This window comes from Xylella taiwanensis, from assembly GCF_013177435.1.
Lineage (GTDB): Bacteria > Pseudomonadota > Gammaproteobacteria > Xanthomonadales > Xanthomonadaceae > Xylella > Xylella taiwanensis.
In genome coordinates this window covers 460294-475046 of the sequence record NZ_CP053627.1, presented here as the reverse complement: position 1 = coordinate 475046, position 14753 = coordinate 460294, and the positions used below count along the sequence as shown (strand labels likewise).

Genomic DNA, 14753 nt, shown 5'->3' with positions numbered 1-14753 from the left:
ATTTTAGAATCCAAACTGGACCACAATGGGATGATGGATGTGACGGTTACTTTCCCCCGCTCCGCGTGTTGTCAACGCCTCTTTCAAAATCGTGATGAATTCATTAAGTGAATAGTTATCCAACACTGGTTGCGGTTCATCGGAGTTCTTCCAAGCTGAATGTGGCAACGAAACGAGAGGTTTCATAGGATTGGAAACCGCGTTGATAGACACAATTGTGTCCCATCTAACAACATAGGGATTGTCATTGAAAGTCGAGGGGCCATAACCACGATCCAATTCAACAATAAATTTGGGGCCATTAAGATATAACTGGAATTGGTAATAAACGGGTTCATCACTCGCTTGACTCCCTCTTTGACCGATTCCACATAAATAAAAGTTACGCTCATGATCAACTGTCCATTGACGGCGTATTTCGATAGGTAATATCTCGTTTTTTTTATAAAGATGAAGCAATCCATATTTTTCGATATCTTCTTCTGATGGAATTTCATTAATAAACGGCATGTGATGTCCTTTGAGAGTTTAAATATAGAGATACAACACCTGTGATGCTGGGTAAAAGCGTTCCTGTTGTTTAATCATCATTCCTGTTTAAGAATCCCTCCTGTTTCTTGACCTCCTCATCTGATAATGATGTACATGCCTGTGAAATCCTTGATGAAACACCATCATATCGTGTTTCATCAAAGATCTGACACAGCTGTTTGCAGCATATAGCGGCGCTGCGGAGAGTAAAGAGTCGCAGCGTAATCGCTCCCCCAAATAGCGTCGCCGTTATGCAACATCCCCTGGAGAATTTGGGAGTTATCGAGTCCATTCACGGTATTACCACTGTATAAAACGGTGGTACTGCCGCCACTGTTGATATCCAGCCGATTAATTAAATCGCGTAACTGTTCTTGAGTGGTAATGCTGCCAAGTAATGCGTTGGCTTGTTCTGCAGTGAGTGCCATGCTGATCTTCCTCTGATTTAAAATCCAAAACGGACCACAATGGGATTATGGATGTGACGATTAGAGTCACCTGCACCACGCACAGTCACCGCTTCTTTCAGGATGGCGATAAATTGATTGAGCGAATAATTGTCCAATAAAGGTTGCGGTGCATCGGGGTTTTCCCAGGCCGAGGGAGGCAATGTCTTCAGGGGGCTCACTTGATCACGAGGCATCACCTTGATCGACATCAATTTGCTCCACGTGATGACATAGGGGTTGTCTTCAAAATTCGAGGGTCCACGAGTACGGTCGCGGTCCAATTCGATAATAAATTTCGAACCATTCAGATAAAGATCGAACTCATAATAAAAAACATCTGTAAATGCCTGATTTGCATTAGCACCACCTCCGTATAAGTGAAAGTTGCGTTCACGATCCACAGTCCATTGTCTGCGCAGTTCCATACGCAAGGTCAAATCTTTTTTAAAAGGCAATCCATATTTTTCAATATCTTCCGCGGTGGGAATTTCATTAATAAACGGCATGTGATGTCCTTTGAGAATTTAAATATAGAGATACAACACCTGTGATGCTGGGTAAAAGTGTTCCTGTTGTTTAATCATCATTCCTGTTTAAGAATCCTTCCTGTTTTTTTGATCTCCTCACCTGGGTGATATACATGCCTGTGAAATGCTTGATGAAACCCGACGATATCGTGTTACATCAAACATCTGACATGGCGGTGTGCATCATATACCGGCGCTGCGGAGAGTAAAGAGCCGCGGCGTGATCGCTCCCCCGGATAGCGTCGCCGTGATGCAGCATGCCCTGGAGAATCTGGGAGTTATCGAGTCCATTCACAGTATGACCGCTGTATAAAATGGTGGTACGGCCACCGCTGTTGATATCCAGCTGATTAATTAAATTGCGCAACTGCTCCTTGGTAGTGATGCTGTCAAGTAATGCGTTGGCTTGTTCTGCAGTAAGTGCCATGACTATCTTCCTATGATTTAAAATCCAAAACGGACCACAATGGGAGTATGGATGTAACGATTAGCGTAACCGTCTCCATACACAGTGAATGCTTCTTTCAGAATGGTGACAAATTGATTGAGCGAATAATTATCCAATAGCGGTTGCGGCGCATCGGGGGTTTCCCAGGCCGAGGGCGGCAATATCTTCAGGGGGCTCACCTGATCATGAGGTATCAACCAAATCGACATTAATTTGCTCCATACAACAACATTAGGATTGTCATCAAACCTCAAGGCCCCCCCATCTTCCAATTCAACAATAAAATTTTTTCCATTCAAATAAAGTTTAAAGCGATGATAAATTTTTTCTTCAAACGCTTGATTTCCAGTAGCACCAAGTCCGTATAAATGAAAGTTGCGTTCACGATCCACAGTCCATTCATTACGCAGACGCATGGGTAAATTCAGATCGTTTTTATAAGGCAAACCATATTTTTCGATATCTTCCGCTGCGGGAATTTCATTAATAAACGGCATGTCATGTCCTTTAAGAGTTTAAATATAGAGATACAACACCTGTGATGCTGGGTAAAAGCGTTCCTGTTGTTTAATCATCATTCCTATTTAAGAATCCCTCCTGTTTTTTTGACCTCCTCACCTGGGTGATATACATGCCTGTGAAATCCTTGATGAAACCCAACAATATCGTGTTGCATCAAACATCTGACATGGCGGTGTGCATCAGATCCGGGCGCTGCAGAGAGTAGATAGCTGCGGCAGAATCGCTCCCCCGAATAGGGTCGCCGTTATGGAACATCCCTTGAAGCATCTGGGTATTGCTGAGTCCATTCACGGTATTACCACTTTATAAAACAGTGATATGGCCAGAAAACTTACATTCCGGGCATCGATTCGGATGGTAAGCAATGGACGATGCCATACATCCAAGAGGACGATACTAAGCAGTTTGCGAAGCGGAGTCGCAAGGAGGGTTGCTTTCATCCAATAGGTGGCCTTGATGCTATTGCAGCAGCACCCGTGATCGTCATCGGCGAGGGCTATGCCACCGCCGCGCAGGTGTCGCAGGCCCTGGGTTATGGGACAGTTGCCGCATTTGATGCTGGCAACCTCGAAGTCGTTGCCAAGGCGTTGCACAAAATTTTCCCGAACAAGCCCATCGTGATTGCCGGTGACGATGATCAGTCCTTACAGAATAATCCCGGCAAGACCAAGGCCAAAGAAGCAGCGCTTGCTGTGGGTGGTACGGCGTTCTTTCCGATTTTCGCTCCCGGTGAACAAACGGACAATCCGAAAAGTTTCACCGACTTCAACGATCTTGCCACCAAAAGCGTACTTGGCATCGAAGGTGTTGAACGCCAGGTGCGTGCGGCTGTTGGCAAGGCTATCGAGAAGCATCAAACACGTGCTCAGCAACAGGAACAACAACGTGAATGGAAGCAGGAACGTCAACCGCGTCGGGTTCGCATGGGGTAGGAAATTGACACTTGGTGGTGCTGGATGGGAAACAAAAGCCGAATGGGAGGATCAGTGGAACCGAATTCCAGAGTCGCCCTTTGGATGGGTTGATTCATCTATGCTGGGTCTCGAAAAGATTGATGAAAACGGCTACCAAACCGATGATCGTCCCATCACGGCTGAAACAGCGGAGATTCTGCTCGGGAAACCAATTGATGTTCTGATCGAAGCAGCCCGCCTAAGCATTGAATGCAGTTAAACCCTATGACCGAGAGACTTAGCTAGTTAAGTCCCTTGGTCATCATTAGTAATTCACCGGCTTCACGCTCATACGTTGTGCGCTGGTTTGGAGCGTATCGTGGGGCATGATCTTGTAGGCGCACTGGCGCACATCGCCAAATGGTGGGGGATCGTTCGCTCTTAGTTGTCATCGCTATGACGCTCCACGGCAACCCATCCAACCGACCCGTACCAGGGTCTCGATCAGCGTGGTTCGCTTGACGCCGAAGTTGCGGCATACTGCCGCTTTGGACATGCCACCATCAAGCGCGGCTACGATGGTGTCCAGCTTCTCACCAGTGACTGCTTGTGGCCGTCCGCCGATCCGACCACGTTTGCGGGCAGCAACCAGGCCAGCGACGACGCGCTCCTGGATCAACGCGCGCTCGTATTGCGCGAGCGCACCAAATACCTGGAACAGAAATTCCCCCGATGGCGTCGTGGTGTCCAGGTTTTCCGTCAGCGAGCGGAAGGCCACCCGTTTGTCTTTGAGCGAAGTTACGATGGCCAGCAGGTGCGACAGCGAGCGGCCGAGCCGGTCTAGTTTCCACACGACCAGCACGTCGCCAGGGTGGACGAATTCGAGCGAGCGCATCAACCAACAGATCGATATCGCTGCCATCACGGTCGGTTCCATGAAGCACCGAGCCGAAGACGCGCGGGTTCGCGGTGCGGAAGCGGCCTACCGCTTCACGCACTGCGATTCGCTTCATGTCAAGCACAACGAGTCGAATCTCTGAATTTCTGTTCGGGTAATTGCAACCGCAATAACGCGGCCGATCTTCAACTACCCCCAGCCCCTATATTAGGTTCTTTACTGCGAGCAGTCGGTAGTACTCACCGAGAGCCGTGAGACGAATGGTTTTGCTCTCCATTGCAGCATGCCACATGTGCGGAGCACCTTCAGGCATAACAAGCCCTACGCGGTTGTAATTCTGTAGGATTTTGAAGATCGCGTTGTGGTCAGGGTCTGGAGCTGGAACGCTTTTGGGGTCTGTGGCCCAGGTCTCATACCGCTCTGGCTCATACGTCGGGTCAAGCTGGAACTGAAATCCAGGGGCCGGGAAAAACTCTGAAATCCGGCGAAGTTCCGCAGGTTCCAAGGGAGGTTGTACTTTCCGCAAGGAAACGAAACGTTTAACGTTGGTCTTAAAAACAGGTCGTTGCGCCCATGGCCCGAGCGACTGGTCTACATGTGCATAGACACCGCCTGGCGTCACATCTCCGACGAGGTTTGCGGCAGCGCCGCCAAGCGCATCGATTAACAAGCTGGTAAAGACCCCAGCCCTATTTTCTTCAGTTGCATACTGTTCTGCTGTTGAGGCAGTGAGGATGGTCACTCCATCGCTGATCTCGGCTACCTTCTGCTGCAACGGGCTTCCTCCTGTGACACCGCTGTAACAGCTATCGAGAATGATCAAGCGGTTCTGAATCTTCGATTGGTTGGCCATCGTCATGATTTCGGCCAACGGCACGCCGTCGTTTCCGGTCTTGACGTCAGAAGAGCAAAGGTAGCCACCCGTCGCTTCGATGTGACCGTGCCCGGCAAAGTAGAAGAGTGAAACTTCACCATCACCATCGAAAAGGCTTGCGATGGCCTTTCGAAGCTCATCTCTCCCAACCGAACCGCTTGATCCAGTGGCGGTTAAACACTTAACACCGAAATTCACTGACCCATCGGCGTGCCGACTAAGCATGGTATTAACCGCTAACGCATCGTTCACGCAACCATAGAGTGGTGAAACGTTGGCGTAGCTGTTGATGCCGACTACAAGTGCTTTACGCATTAAAGGCTATTAATCCAGGCAGCGATGTTGTCCCAAGTCCAGACCATCGTATCCACACCGGCGAGGTCGGTGCGATCTTCCTTATAGGCCCAGATGCCACGAATTTTTTTCTTCTCTTCCTTGGCGCATTGAATCTCCCACTGCTGCCCACTGGAGTTGAGGGAGTTTTTGCTGACGATGACAAGGACGCCATCGGAGCGAAGGATGCGAGTTCGCACCTTCTTTTTCCACTCTTCTTCGTAAGCCTCTTTGACAGACATATCTATGTACTCAAAGGGCGAGTCGGTACGCAAAGACTGCCCCTTGATCATGTTGCGGATGTTCTCATCTTCGATGGCGAAGGCAACGAAGATGACTTTATTGTCGGCCATAGTAACGCTCCTTAATGAATTGTGTTTGCAGTGTATAAGGCACACATCCTCGCGCAGCCAGCCGGCGAAATTCATTATACGCCGCACTGCGAGATCCAACCTCCGTAAAACAAAAACCTATCAATAGATGCCATCCTTCATTTGCTGCTGCTTGGCGAACACGCCCTTGGCCCAGGTCAGCGCCGCCAGCCACGGGCTGTTCGGGTCGGTGCCAGCCAGGTCGAGCGCAACGTGTAGCGGCCGAAGATGGCGGCGGATACGCTCGGCCAGGCCGTCCACTGCCTGCCAGTGCAGCGCCAGTTTGCTCACCGGCTTCTCGCTCATCCGCTGTACCGTGGTTTGCAGCGTGTCGCGCGGCATGATCTTGTAAGCGCGCTGGCGAACATCGCCGAACGGCGTGGGATCGGGCACGCTGTCGTCGATGTAGAGCGACAGCAGGCGGCCGACCTGCTGCGGCGTATTTTGCTGACGGCGTGTCTGTTCGGCAGCAAAGGACTGCTTTGCGTCTGCGCTGCTTTCCTCCTCCAATTGCTTCATGTGGTAGGCCATCGCATCGACCAGGTTGTCGGAGAGTTGCCGGTAGCGTACCCAGGCATAGCACAGCAGGTAGAGGTGCGTCTGATCGGCTTTCAGATTGCGCAGGTCGTGGATGGTGTAGAAGTTCGCCATGCTGGCGTAGTACAGCAGGTTCTGATGTGAGACGCCGAGCTTGGGCAGCAGCGCCTTGGCGATCCCATGAAGCGGCTCCAACGTGGCGCGCTTCTCTCGCTCGCGGGCCATCTGACGCCAGCCGAAATCCTTGGCGTCTTGCTTGAGCGCTGCCAGTTGCGACAGGGTGTCATCACGCACCAGGAGCTGGCCCAGTGCGGCCTTAGCTGGTTTGTCCAGCACTTCCGCCAGCAGGCCCGCCCAGCCGCCGACGTTCGACGGACAGGGCTTCACTGACCAGCTCTTGCAGGGTGGTATAGCCCGGCCGGATGATTTTGTGTTCGTTGAGCCAGACGATCAGCTCGGCGGCGACGAACCCAGGCGTCACGTCGCGCCGCACGATTTGCGCCGCCAGCGCGACAAGCTGCGGCATGAAGTCGGCCCCCCACGGCCGGTAGCCGAACAACTCCGCGATCCGCTCACGCTGGGCGTAATGCTCGTGCTTGGTGATCGGCTTGCGCTGGAACGGCTCGCCGTGGAAATAACGGCTCAGCACGAAGACGCAATCGTCTTCGACCTCGTTCCAGTCGAAGCGGAAGAAGGCGTGCTTGGCCTTGAAGTAGCCGATGTGCAAGACGCAATAGACCTGGGCGGTGAGGCTGGGCCGGCCGCTGGCGAGCGCCAGTTCGGCTTCGGTCAGCGCAAGGTATTCCACCCTTTGGGTGTCGTCGAAATCCGGCAACCCGTACAAGGCTTCCTGCTCGGCGTCCGACAGGACGGTCAATCGTTCGCTCTTGGCCGTCATTGCGATGACGCTCCACGAGAGCCTGTCCAACTGACCCGTGCCAGGGTCTCGATCAGCGTGGTTCGCTTGACGCCGAAGTTGCGGCATACCGCCGCCTTGGACATGCCGCCATCCAGCGCGGCGATGATGGCGTCCAACTTCTCGCCAGTGATCGCCTGCGGCCGGCCACCGATCCGGCCGCGTTTACGTGCGGTGGCCAGGCCGGCGACGACGCGCTCCTGGATCAAGGCGCGTTCATACTGCGCGAGCGCGCCGAACACCTGGAACAGGAATTCACCCGAGGGTGTCGTGGTATCCAAGTTTTCCGTCAACGAACGGAACGCCACCCGTTTGTCCTTGAGCGAGGTCACGATGGCAAGCAGATGCGACAGCGAGCGGCCGAGCCGGTCGAGCTTCCACACCACCAGCACGTCGCCGGGCCGGACGAATTCGAGTGCCCGCACCAAACCGGCACGGTCATCCTTCGCACCAGAAGCGCGATCCTCGAATAGGTGCCGGACATCGACGCCGACAGCGAGCAGCGCATCGCGCTGCAAGTCCGTACTCTGCCGGTCGGAGTCCGACGACACGCGCATGTAGCCAACCAACATAGGCGGATAACCATCAAAAATAGGTTTCCGTATGATGACGCATGGCGACAGAGTTTTCCGAACAATTTTTGGGCCGCTAGGAGGTGGGTGCATACGACTGTTGCAGATATGACGGAAAACAAGTGTTTTACGACAGCCTGCACCAATACTGCCATGTACAACTGCTTGCTCCATTAGCACATATGCGCTAATGTGGGGATGTATAATTGTGGATGTTATCCCATGAGTCGCCTGACCATAGACATAACAAACCGGCAGCACCAAAGCCTGAAAGCGCTGGCTGCCTTGCAGGGCAAGACCATCAAGCAATATGCGCTGGAAAAGCTGTTTCCCGGCGACGCTGATGCCAATCAGGCATGGGAGGAACTGAAAACCCTGCTCGGCACACGTATCCACGAGGGACTTGCCGGCAATGTGTCTGCCAAGAGCATCAGCGAAATTCTCAATGAAGAACTGACCGAAGGCAGGGCTTGATCCGCTACGTTCTCACTGCGGCGGCAGAATCCGATCTGCGCGGCATCGTCCGCTACACCCGCAAGCAATGGGGCGATGCGCAGGTGCGCCGCTACATTGCTACGTTGGAACAGGGTATCGCCAGTCTCGCCGATGGCCGGGGGGTGTTCAAAGACATGAGTGCGCTTTTTCCGGCTCTACGGATGGGGCGGTACGAACATCATTACGTCTTCTGTTTGCCGCGTGAGGGAGCGCCTGCTCTGATCGTGGCTATTTTCCATGAGCGCATGGACCTGATAACACGACTGGTTGACCGGCTCAAAGAGTAATGGCGGCTGGTGACACGACTGCTCGTTCTACCCCGAATGGGCGGCTTCTGCTAGCAACCAATCCCGAAAGGTAGTCAGTTTGCGCAAGCTCGCACATTCCGGTCGATACACAACGTAGTACGCCAGTGCAGAAGCAAAGTTGATGTCTGGAAACAGTCTTACCAGACGTCCGCTTGCCAAGTCGTCACGAGCCATAACACTGCGCGCCAGCGCTACGCCATGCCCCTCGATCGCCGCCTGTAGGACCGCAGCAGAATTGTTGATCTGCATGCCTCGTTGGGTAATGGCATCTGTCACACCGGCTTTCTGCATCCAAGCCTCCCAGCTCGGGAACACTGTGTGTCGGTCCATGGACAAATCGTGGATCAGGGTTTCCTGGGCCAGGTCCGCAGGCTTTTGCAAGCGCCAGTGCTCACGCAGCAATTGGGGCGAGCACACCGGATAAACCTCTTCGTCCATCAGCTTCTCGGCGGTCAACCCCGGCCATTGGCCGGCACCATATCGCACCCCGATATCAACCCGCTGAGCTACGAAATCCACGGGTTTGAGGTTGGTGTCCAAGCGCACATCCGTGTCGGCGCAGACGGCCTGGAAGCGGTCGATGCGGGGTAATAGCCATTTCGCTGCGAAGGCTGGGCTGACGGCCACGGTCAGCACGCCGTTTGTCGCACCCTCCTGAAGTCTCTCCATCCCCAGGGTTAGCCGATCAAACCCGGCGCGGATATCGGGCAGTGCCCGCTCAGCGGCCTCTGTGGGAACGAGCCGCACGCGGCCGCTGCTGCCCCGCACGAAGAGCGGCGTTCCCAGCCAGTCTTCCAGCGAGCGCACGAGTTGGCCTACCGCTGCTGGCGTGACGTTGAGTTCGGCCGCCGCCGCAGAAAAGCTCTGGTGGCGGACGCTGGCCTCGAAGGCGCGCAAGGCATTCAGGTGGACGGGTGACTTCATTTCGATAAAGTTTTTCTTTCAATGACTGACACTTTATATGGTTTGTCTTGCTTTGGGAACAGGAGAACAATAACGCTTATTCCAGAGAAAAATTCATACGGAGCTGGAAGGTGCGGCAATGCTGCCACCTTCGGAATCAACAGTTTTTCTTCTATTCATCCCCTGCCGAGCGGCGGGCCAACAGAGAGGATTTCAAGATGAGCAATCAATTCAAGGGCAAGAAGCTGCTGGTTGTCGGCGGCACCAGCGGCATGGGCATGCAGATCGCACGCACCGTGCTGGCCGACGGCGGCAGCGTCGTCATCGTGGGCAACCGCCCGGAGAAGACCGAAGAAGCGCGCAAGGAGCTTGCTGCGCTGGGTCAAGTCTGGGCACTGACCGCAGACCTGACCAATGACGAGGCCGTGGCTTCGCTGATCAAGACCTTGGACGAGCAGCACGCGGATATCGACCTGCTGGTCAATGCCGCTGGAGTGTTCTTCCCCAAACCGTTCCTGGAGCATTCGGGCGCGGACTACGACCAGTACATGCAACTGAACAAAGCCACGTTCTTCATCACGCAGAAGGTCGCCGCCAATCTGGTTGCCAAGAACCGTCCGGGCGCGATCGTGAACATCGGTTCGATGTGGGGCAAGCAGGCCATCGCGGCCACGCCGTCCTCGGCGTACTCCATGGCCAAGGCCGGCCTGCATTCCCTGACCCAGCATCTGGCCATGGAACTGGCCGGTAAGAACATCCGTGTCAACGCTGTGTCGCCTGCCGTGGTGCAGACCCCGATCTACGAAGGCTTCATTCCCAAGGCCGAAGTCCACAGCGCGCTGCAAGGGTTCAACAGCTTTCACCCGATCGGCCGCGTGGGCACGCCGCAGGATGTGGCGGAAGTGGTCGCCTTCCTGCTGTCAGACAAGGCGGGCTGGGTCACTGGCGCCGTTTGGGATGTCGATGGCGGCGTGATGGCTGGCCGCAACTGATGTGTCGCATGCAGGCGCTTTGACGGTGCCTGCCCTGTTTTTATCAACCTGGAAAGGAAATCAACATGGTCTATCTGCAAATCACCCTCAAGATCGCCAACGCCAATCGTGCGGCTGCCGCCGGTGTCTATCAGAAATACAAGGCGCCGTTCCTCGACACCATCAAGGGCGCCCAGTCCAAGGAACTCCTGGTGCGCGACGAAGACGTGCAGGTGCAGCACGGCTTTGACACCGTGGAGAACGCAAACGCCTACCTGCAAAGCGATCTCTTCACCACCGATGTCGTCGGTGGCCTGGCCGCTGCTCGACGCTGCGCCGGACGTGCGCATCTACAGCGTCGCGTAAGGAGCAACGGATGACAACCACCTCGCTCAACGGCGTCGATCTGAACGTCCTGGCGGAAGCCGGCAAGGCAGGCCGCGCAAACCGTGAAGCCACCAAGTTCACGCTGTCATTGAATGGCACGTGGAACGGCGGCAGCAAGTTGACCGCGACCACGGGTGCAGCCGTGATGGGCGGCCAGCGTGACGAAGCCCGTGCGGGACGTTTCACCTTGGTCAGCGACGAGCCGGTTCCTTTGGGCACCGATGCTGGCCCCAACTCCGTCGAGTATTTGCTGCAGGCGCTGGCCTCTTGCTACACGGTCGGCATCGCGATGATCGCCGCCCAACGAGGGATCGCGTTGGAGGGTGTGCGCCTGGAACTGGAAGCCGATGTGGACCCAAGCGTGCCGCCTGGCGTCAATCAGGTGCGCGTGAAGGTACACGCCAAGTCGCCCAACGCCAGCCATGAGCAACTGCAGGCGATGATTGCCGCCGTCGAGCAAGCCTCCACCTTGCGCGACACCCTGGTGCGGCCGGTGGACGTCATCACCACTTTCGCTGACTGATCGCTGTCTGTAGCGCCTCCCGCCATCGGTACGCCGATGGCGGGGGCTTCCTACTGAAACCACAGCCGGGGCGTGCCTACGTCCGGCTTTAACCTGTTATTAGAGAACAACCATGATGCAAGACTGGAATGCTTATCGCGACTCCCTGCTGGAGCGCGTGGGCGACTACGCCAAACAAAGCCCGGACGTGATGCGCGGCCTGATGACGATCGACAACGCAGCCGTCAAGACCGGCCATCTGGAACCCAAGATGCACGAGTTGATCGCACTGGCAGTAGCCATCACCACCCGCTGCGACGGCTGCATCTCCGTGCACACCAAGAAGGCCGTCGAACACGGCGCCACCTTCGAAGAAATCACCGAAGCCCTGGGTGTTGCCATCGCGTTGAACGCGGGTGCTGCGCTGACCTACTCGGCACGTGTTGTCGAGGCCTACCAGCAACTGCCCGCCAAGTAAGCCGTATTGACCGGGGATGGCTGCCATCGCCTGGACGAGCCATGCCGCTGTCCCCGTTTGGATAAACATCATGCTGATCAATGCTGATTTCACCCGCCGCGCCATCGTGACATCCGGCAATTACCAATGGGTCGCCTCGCCCCAGGGAGGCGTCGAGCGGGTGATGCTGGATCGCGTGGGCGCGGAGAAGGCCCGTGCCACCAGCATCGTGCGGTATGCACCCGAATCCTACTTTCCCGCGCACCCGCATCCGGGTGGCGAGGAAATCCTGGTGCTGTCAGGAACCTTCTCCGAAGGAGACCGGCATTACCCGGCAGGCTGGTATCTGCGCAACCCGCCCGGCTCCAGCCATCAGCCCTCCAGTGCCGAGGGCGCAGTCATTTTCGTCAAGCTCCAGCAGATGCCGGATAACGAGACGCGCAGCGTCCGCATTGACACGCGAGACTTGGCCAATTGGCGCCGCGAGGGTGCGCGTGAGGTGTGCCCGTTGTTCGCGACTGAAGGCGAGCAGGTCAGCCTGCAGCGCCTGGCTGCTGGCGCAAATATTCTCGAAGCGTCGCAAGACGGCGCGGAAATTCTGGTCGTATCAGGCACCGTGATGCTGGAGGGGACGCGCTACGAGCAAGGCAGTTGGCTGCGACTGCCGGCAGGTGAACCTGCTGTGCCTCGTGCTGGCGATCAAGGTGCCACTGTGTACCTCAAGACGGGCCATTTGTCCGATGTGGCGGTAGCGGCATGAGTCTGCATACCGCACGCATCGTCATCGTCGGCGCTGGCTTGAGCGGCCTGTACGCAGCCTATCTGCTGGCACGCCAGGGCGTGACCGATTACGTGGTGCTGGAAGCACGGGAGGCACCTGGTGGGCGTATCGCCTCTGCCGACGCCTCGGGACAGGTCGTTTCCCACGGAGCAGCGCAAGCAAGCCCCGTTGACCGTTTCGATCTTGGCCCCGCCTGGTTCTGGCCCGGCTACCAACGCGAACTCGGACGCCTGATCGAAAACGTCTTTGAACAGTTGTCGCCTGTTACCCACGAGCGCCTGGATTCCTTGCTGCGTCCCGAGAAAGCCGGCAACGAGGAGAGTGGCGCTGATGCCCATGAAGAGGCCATAGGCAGCGCACCGGCCGTGCTGCTGAAGCTGCGCGGCAGTCCCGGCCGGCCCAGCCTTGCCAGCATGCAGGACGAGTTGGCGAAGCTAGAACTGATCCGGGGCATCGAGCTGCCCGCCGACTTGTTCGACGGCACTTCGCCGCGTGATCTGGAACGCTGTCGGCAGCGTGTATCAGTTGAAGTGCCCCGCGGCTTGCGCCGACATCCTGATGTCGCACGGATTACTTGGCTGGCCGCCTTTGTCTACCTGCGCGCCCGCAGTCTGACCGACGACTTGGTGGACTTGCTAATCGAAACTATTCACCAGATCGGCGCGCGGGCCGAGCGTAAGGTCGAGCGGGAGTTGCTGGAAGACCTCAAGCGCGTTTCCGGCAAGCAGAACCTGCTGTTCAACTTGGCCGATGCCACGCTGACTCAGCCGGACGGCGTAGTACGCGACGTGGTGTTCCCGGTGGTCGATGAGCAAAAGTTGCGCGATCTTGTCAAGGAGTGGAAAGCCACCGGCCCAACCTACCGTACCACGCTACGCACGGTGATCCGCAATTCGTACCAGGGCCACTACCGCCGCATGGTGCCGACCCTCCTGGCCGCGTTGCAATTCCGCTCCAATAACGACCGTCACCGCCCTGTGATGGATGCGCTCGACTTGGTGAAGCGCTTCGTCGACACCAAGGTGCACACCTTCCCGCCCGATGAAGACGTGCCGCTCGATGGCGTGGTACGCGGCCTATGGCGCGAAGCTGTGATGGAAAAGGATGCCGTTGGCCGGGATAGGGTTAATCGCGTCACCTATGAAATTGCCGCGCTGGAAGCGCTACGCGAGCGGCTGCGCTGCAAGGAAGTCTGGGTGGTTGGCGCGAACCGTTACCGCAACCCCGACGATGATCTGCCAGCCGACTTCGATCTGAATCGGAAGGACTACTACCGGGCACTGAATCTGCCGCTCGATGCCGAACGGTTCATTGCGGATCTGCAGGCCGAGATGGGCGACACACTCTCGACTTTCATGAAGAAGTCATGCAGGCGATGCAGGAACGCATCAATCAGGCGCAAGACAAGCCAGTTTGATTGGCTGACGGAAATTTCGGCGGTTCCGGCTTACAACCTCTAATAAATACTTTTAAAAACTCTTAGCGAAGATTAAATTATTTTGTGACTCGCGTCTAAATGTAGCTTCCAGAGCTGCTGCCGCTGCCGCGTTGTAGTGCCGGACTGGTATTGAGGCATTGCCGACCTGCACAGGCTGGGTAGGAGTTGCTATGGGAGGTGCTGGTGTTTTGCCAGATTGCGTGGCATCGAACGTGGGAAAGCGGGCGACGAGCCAGTTTTCCCACGTTCTGGCTCGCTTGATGAGAGAGGTGCGATAGACTGCGTTGTACTGCGGCGTGCGTGAATGGTAATTCGCCGCTCGCGTCCAAATATCACCCTGGTCGCTGCGCAAGTGACCGCGCAAGCGCCACGCGGCCAGATCATAGGAATAGCACCCACCTTGTGCTACGTCTTGCGCCGTGATCCCATACTGGCGTAATTCGGCTAAGTAAGCCGTGTTGAACTGCATCGGTCCCACATCCTGTGTGCCGTTTGTGTTCTTGACCCATTGGCCAGGCTTGCCAGCTTCTTGCTCGGCCACTGCTAGCACAATGTTCGCCGGAACCTCGTACTTGACGGCAGCCGTAATCGAGCAGACGACGCGCTCTTGTATTTGCGGTGGCAGATCAAGGAAGGGCAT

Annotated in this window: 18 protein-coding genes and 5 pseudogenes; 10 read left to right on the top strand and 13 right to left on the bottom strand. The window is 55.9% G+C overall.

Annotation, left to right across the window (positions count from 1 at the left end):
* Positions 1-3 precede the first annotated feature (3 nt).
* The 5 genes and pseudogenes from PLS229_RS01930 to PLS229_RS01910 all read right to left on the bottom strand — a co-directional run bounded on the left by PLS229_RS01930 (position 4) and on the right by PLS229_RS01910 (position 2452).
* Positions 4-510, bottom strand: a complete 507-nt coding sequence (locus tag PLS229_RS01930; RefSeq protein ID WP_038270723.1) for a hypothetical protein — start codon at positions 508-510, stop codon at positions 4-6.
* 257 nt (positions 511-767) lie between these two features.
* Positions 768-959: pseudogene (locus PLS229_RS01925) on the bottom strand (RTX toxin); the annotation flags it as partial.
* Between the two features lie 17 nt (positions 960-976).
* The gene (locus tag PLS229_RS01920) at positions 977-1486 is read right to left on the bottom strand and encodes a hypothetical protein (RefSeq protein ID WP_038270724.1); all 510 of its coding nucleotides are present in this window, start codon (positions 1484-1486) and stop codon (positions 977-979) included.
* Between the two features lie 232 nt (positions 1487-1718).
* Positions 1719-1934: pseudogene (locus PLS229_RS01915) on the bottom strand (RTX toxin); the annotation flags it as partial.
* Positions 1935-1951: 17 nt separating this feature from the next.
* The gene (locus PLS229_RS01910; protein ID WP_038270725.1) at positions 1952-2452 is read right to left on the bottom strand and encodes a hypothetical protein; all 501 of its coding nucleotides are present in this window, start codon (positions 2450-2452) and stop codon (positions 1952-1954) included.
* Positions 2453-2797: 345 nt separating this feature from the next.
* Between PLS229_RS01910 and PLS229_RS01905 the strand changes: the two are divergent.
* Both PLS229_RS01905 and PLS229_RS01900 read left to right on the top strand, forming a co-directional pair.
* A pseudogene (locus tag PLS229_RS01905) lies at positions 2798-3409 on the top strand (toprim domain-containing protein); the annotation flags it as partial.
* Between the two features lie 4 nt (positions 3410-3413).
* Positions 3414-3650, top strand: a complete 237-nt coding sequence (locus PLS229_RS01900; protein WP_152536590.1) for a hypothetical protein — start codon at positions 3414-3416, stop codon at positions 3648-3650.
* 174 nt (positions 3651-3824) lie between these two features.
* On the opposite strand, the gene PLS229_RS01895 is transcribed toward PLS229_RS01900, so the two are convergent.
* The 6 genes and pseudogenes from PLS229_RS01895 to PLS229_RS01870 form a co-directional block, all read right to left on the bottom strand.
* Positions 3825-4292: a recombinase family protein gene (locus PLS229_RS01895; RefSeq protein ID WP_230428272.1), complete on the bottom strand. Its 468-nt coding sequence runs from the start codon at positions 4290-4292 to the stop codon at positions 3825-3827.
* Positions 4258-4383, bottom strand: a pseudogene (locus tag PLS229_RS01890) (nucleotidyltransferase domain-containing protein); the annotation flags it as partial. The pseudogene PLS229_RS01890 and the gene PLS229_RS01895, both read right to left, overlap by 35 nt.
* 87 nt (positions 4384-4470) lie before the next feature.
* On the bottom strand, positions 4471-5457 hold the full coding sequence (locus PLS229_RS01885; RefSeq protein WP_038270726.1) for a caspase family protein: 987 nt from the start codon (positions 5455-5457) through the stop codon (positions 4471-4473).
* Positions 5457-5828 carry a TIR domain-containing protein gene (locus PLS229_RS01880; RefSeq protein ID WP_038270728.1) on the bottom strand — a complete coding sequence of 124 codons (372 nt, stop codon included), beginning with the start codon at positions 5826-5828 and terminating at the stop codon, positions 5457-5459. The genes PLS229_RS01885 and PLS229_RS01880 overlap by 1 nt, the downstream gene beginning before the upstream one ends.
* Positions 5829-5966: 138 nt before the next feature.
* Positions 5967-7281, bottom strand: a pseudogene (locus tag PLS229_RS01875) (DUF4158 domain-containing protein); the annotation flags it as partial.
* The gene (locus tag PLS229_RS01870; RefSeq protein ID WP_038270729.1) at positions 7278-7871 is read right to left on the bottom strand and encodes a recombinase family protein; all 594 of its coding nucleotides are present in this window, start codon (positions 7869-7871) and stop codon (positions 7278-7280) included. The pseudogene PLS229_RS01875 and the gene PLS229_RS01870, both read right to left, overlap by 4 nt.
* Positions 7872-8093: 222 nt before the next feature.
* Between PLS229_RS01870 and PLS229_RS01865 the strand changes: the two genes are divergently transcribed.
* Both PLS229_RS01865 and PLS229_RS01860 read left to right on the top strand, forming a co-directional pair.
* Positions 8094-8345: an antitoxin gene (locus tag PLS229_RS01865; protein WP_038270730.1), complete on the top strand. Its 252-nt coding sequence runs from the start codon at positions 8094-8096 to the stop codon at positions 8343-8345.
* Positions 8342-8653, top strand: a complete 312-nt coding sequence (locus PLS229_RS01860) for a type II toxin-antitoxin system RelE/ParE family toxin (RefSeq protein ID WP_038270731.1) — start codon at positions 8342-8344, stop codon at positions 8651-8653. Before PLS229_RS01865 ends, PLS229_RS01860 begins: the two co-directional genes overlap by 4 nt.
* A 27-nt stretch (positions 8654-8680) precedes the next feature.
* Here the strand turns inward: PLS229_RS01860 and gcvA are convergent, their stop codons facing one another.
* Positions 8681-9598: a transcriptional regulator GcvA gene (gcvA, locus tag PLS229_RS01855; RefSeq protein WP_038270732.1), complete on the bottom strand. Its 918-nt coding sequence runs from the start codon at positions 9596-9598 to the stop codon at positions 8681-8683.
* Positions 9599-9795: 197 nt separating this feature from the next.
* Between gcvA and PLS229_RS01850 the strand changes: the two genes are divergently transcribed.
* From PLS229_RS01850 to PLS229_RS01820, 6 genes are all read left to right on the top strand, one after another.
* Positions 9796-10569, top strand: a complete 774-nt coding sequence (locus PLS229_RS01850) for an SDR family NAD(P)-dependent oxidoreductase (protein ID WP_038270733.1) — start codon at positions 9796-9798, stop codon at positions 10567-10569.
* Between the two features lie 65 nt (positions 10570-10634).
* Positions 10635-10928: a hypothetical protein gene (locus tag PLS229_RS01845; RefSeq protein WP_200866185.1), complete on the top strand. Its 294-nt coding sequence runs from the start codon at positions 10635-10637 to the stop codon at positions 10926-10928.
* Entirely contained in the window at positions 10925-11458 is a 534-nt protein-coding gene (locus PLS229_RS01840) for an OsmC family protein (RefSeq protein WP_038270735.1), read from the top strand. Before PLS229_RS01845 ends, PLS229_RS01840 begins: the two co-directional genes overlap by 4 nt.
* A 115-nt stretch (positions 11459-11573) precedes the next feature.
* Positions 11574-11915 (top strand): carboxymuconolactone decarboxylase family protein, encoded by a 342-nt coding sequence (locus PLS229_RS01835; protein ID WP_200866190.1) that lies wholly within the window; start codon positions 11574-11576, stop codon positions 11913-11915.
* Positions 11916-11931: 16 nt separating this feature from the next.
* Positions 11932-12654, top strand: a complete 723-nt coding sequence (locus tag PLS229_RS01830; protein ID WP_230428156.1) for a cupin domain-containing protein — start codon at positions 11932-11934, stop codon at positions 12652-12654.
* Positions 12651-14135 carry an FAD-dependent oxidoreductase gene (locus PLS229_RS01820; protein ID WP_081755409.1) on the top strand — a complete coding sequence of 495 codons (1485 nt, stop codon included), beginning with the start codon at positions 12651-12653 and terminating at the stop codon, positions 14133-14135. Before PLS229_RS01830 ends, PLS229_RS01820 begins: the two co-directional genes overlap by 4 nt.
* 9 nt (positions 14136-14144) lie before the next feature.
* Here the strand turns inward: PLS229_RS01820 and PLS229_RS01815 are convergent, their stop codons facing one another.
* Positions 14145-14753, bottom strand: coding sequence for a transglycosylase SLT domain-containing protein (locus PLS229_RS01815; RefSeq protein WP_038270737.1), 609 nt, complete (start codon positions 14751-14753; stop codon positions 14145-14147).

What these genes read in the sequence shown, in the direction of transcription:
- PLS229_RS01930 (WP_038270723.1), bottom strand. Translation starts at nt 510, where the DNA reads ATGCCGTTTATTAATGAAATTCCATCAGAAGAAGATATCGAAAAATAT.
- PLS229_RS01920 (WP_038270724.1), bottom strand. Translation starts at nt 1,486, where the DNA reads ATGCCGTTTATTAATGAAATTCCCACCGCGGAAGATATTGAAAAATAT.
- PLS229_RS01910 (WP_038270725.1), bottom strand. Translation starts at nt 2,452, where the DNA reads ATGCCGTTTATTAATGAAATTCCCGCAGCGGAAGATATCGAAAAATAT.
- PLS229_RS01895 (WP_230428272.1), bottom strand. Translation starts at nt 4,292, where the DNA reads ATGGCAGCGATATCGATCTGTTGGTTGATGCGCTCGCTCGAATTCGTC.
- PLS229_RS01885 (WP_038270726.1), bottom strand. Translation starts at nt 5,457, where the DNA reads ATGCGTAAAGCACTTGTAGTCGGCATCAACAGCTACGCCAACGTTTCA.
- PLS229_RS01880 (WP_038270728.1), bottom strand. Translation starts at nt 5,828, where the DNA reads ATGGCCGACAATAAAGTCATCTTCGTTGCCTTCGCCATCGAAGATGAG.
- PLS229_RS01870 (WP_038270729.1), bottom strand. Translation starts at nt 7,871, where the DNA reads ATGTTGGTTGGCTACATGCGCGTGTCGTCGGACTCCGACCGGCAGAGT.
- PLS229_RS01865 (WP_038270730.1), top strand. Translation starts at nt 8,094, where the DNA reads ATGAGTCGCCTGACCATAGACATAACAAACCGGCAGCACCAAAGCCTG.
- gcvA (WP_038270732.1), bottom strand. Translation starts at nt 9,598, where the DNA reads ATGAAGTCACCCGTCCACCTGAATGCCTTGCGCGCCTTCGAGGCCAGC.
- PLS229_RS01850 (WP_038270733.1), top strand. Translation starts at nt 9,796, where the DNA reads ATGAGCAATCAATTCAAGGGCAAGAAGCTGCTGGTTGTCGGCGGCACC.
- PLS229_RS01845 (WP_200866185.1), top strand. Translation starts at nt 10,635, where the DNA reads ATGGTCTATCTGCAAATCACCCTCAAGATCGCCAACGCCAATCGTGCG.
- PLS229_RS01840 (WP_038270735.1), top strand. Translation starts at nt 10,925, where the DNA reads ATGACAACCACCTCGCTCAACGGCGTCGATCTGAACGTCCTGGCGGAA.
- PLS229_RS01835 (WP_200866190.1), top strand. Translation starts at nt 11,574, where the DNA reads ATGCAAGACTGGAATGCTTATCGCGACTCCCTGCTGGAGCGCGTGGGC.
- PLS229_RS01830 (WP_230428156.1), top strand. Translation starts at nt 11,932, where the DNA reads ATGGCTGCCATCGCCTGGACGAGCCATGCCGCTGTCCCCGTTTGGATA.
- PLS229_RS01820 (WP_081755409.1), top strand. Translation starts at nt 12,651, where the DNA reads ATGAGTCTGCATACCGCACGCATCGTCATCGTCGGCGCTGGCTTGAGC.
- PLS229_RS01815 (WP_038270737.1), bottom strand. Translation starts at nt 14,753, where the DNA reads ATGCCCTTCCTTGATCTGCCACCGCAAATACAAGAGCGCGTCGTCTGC.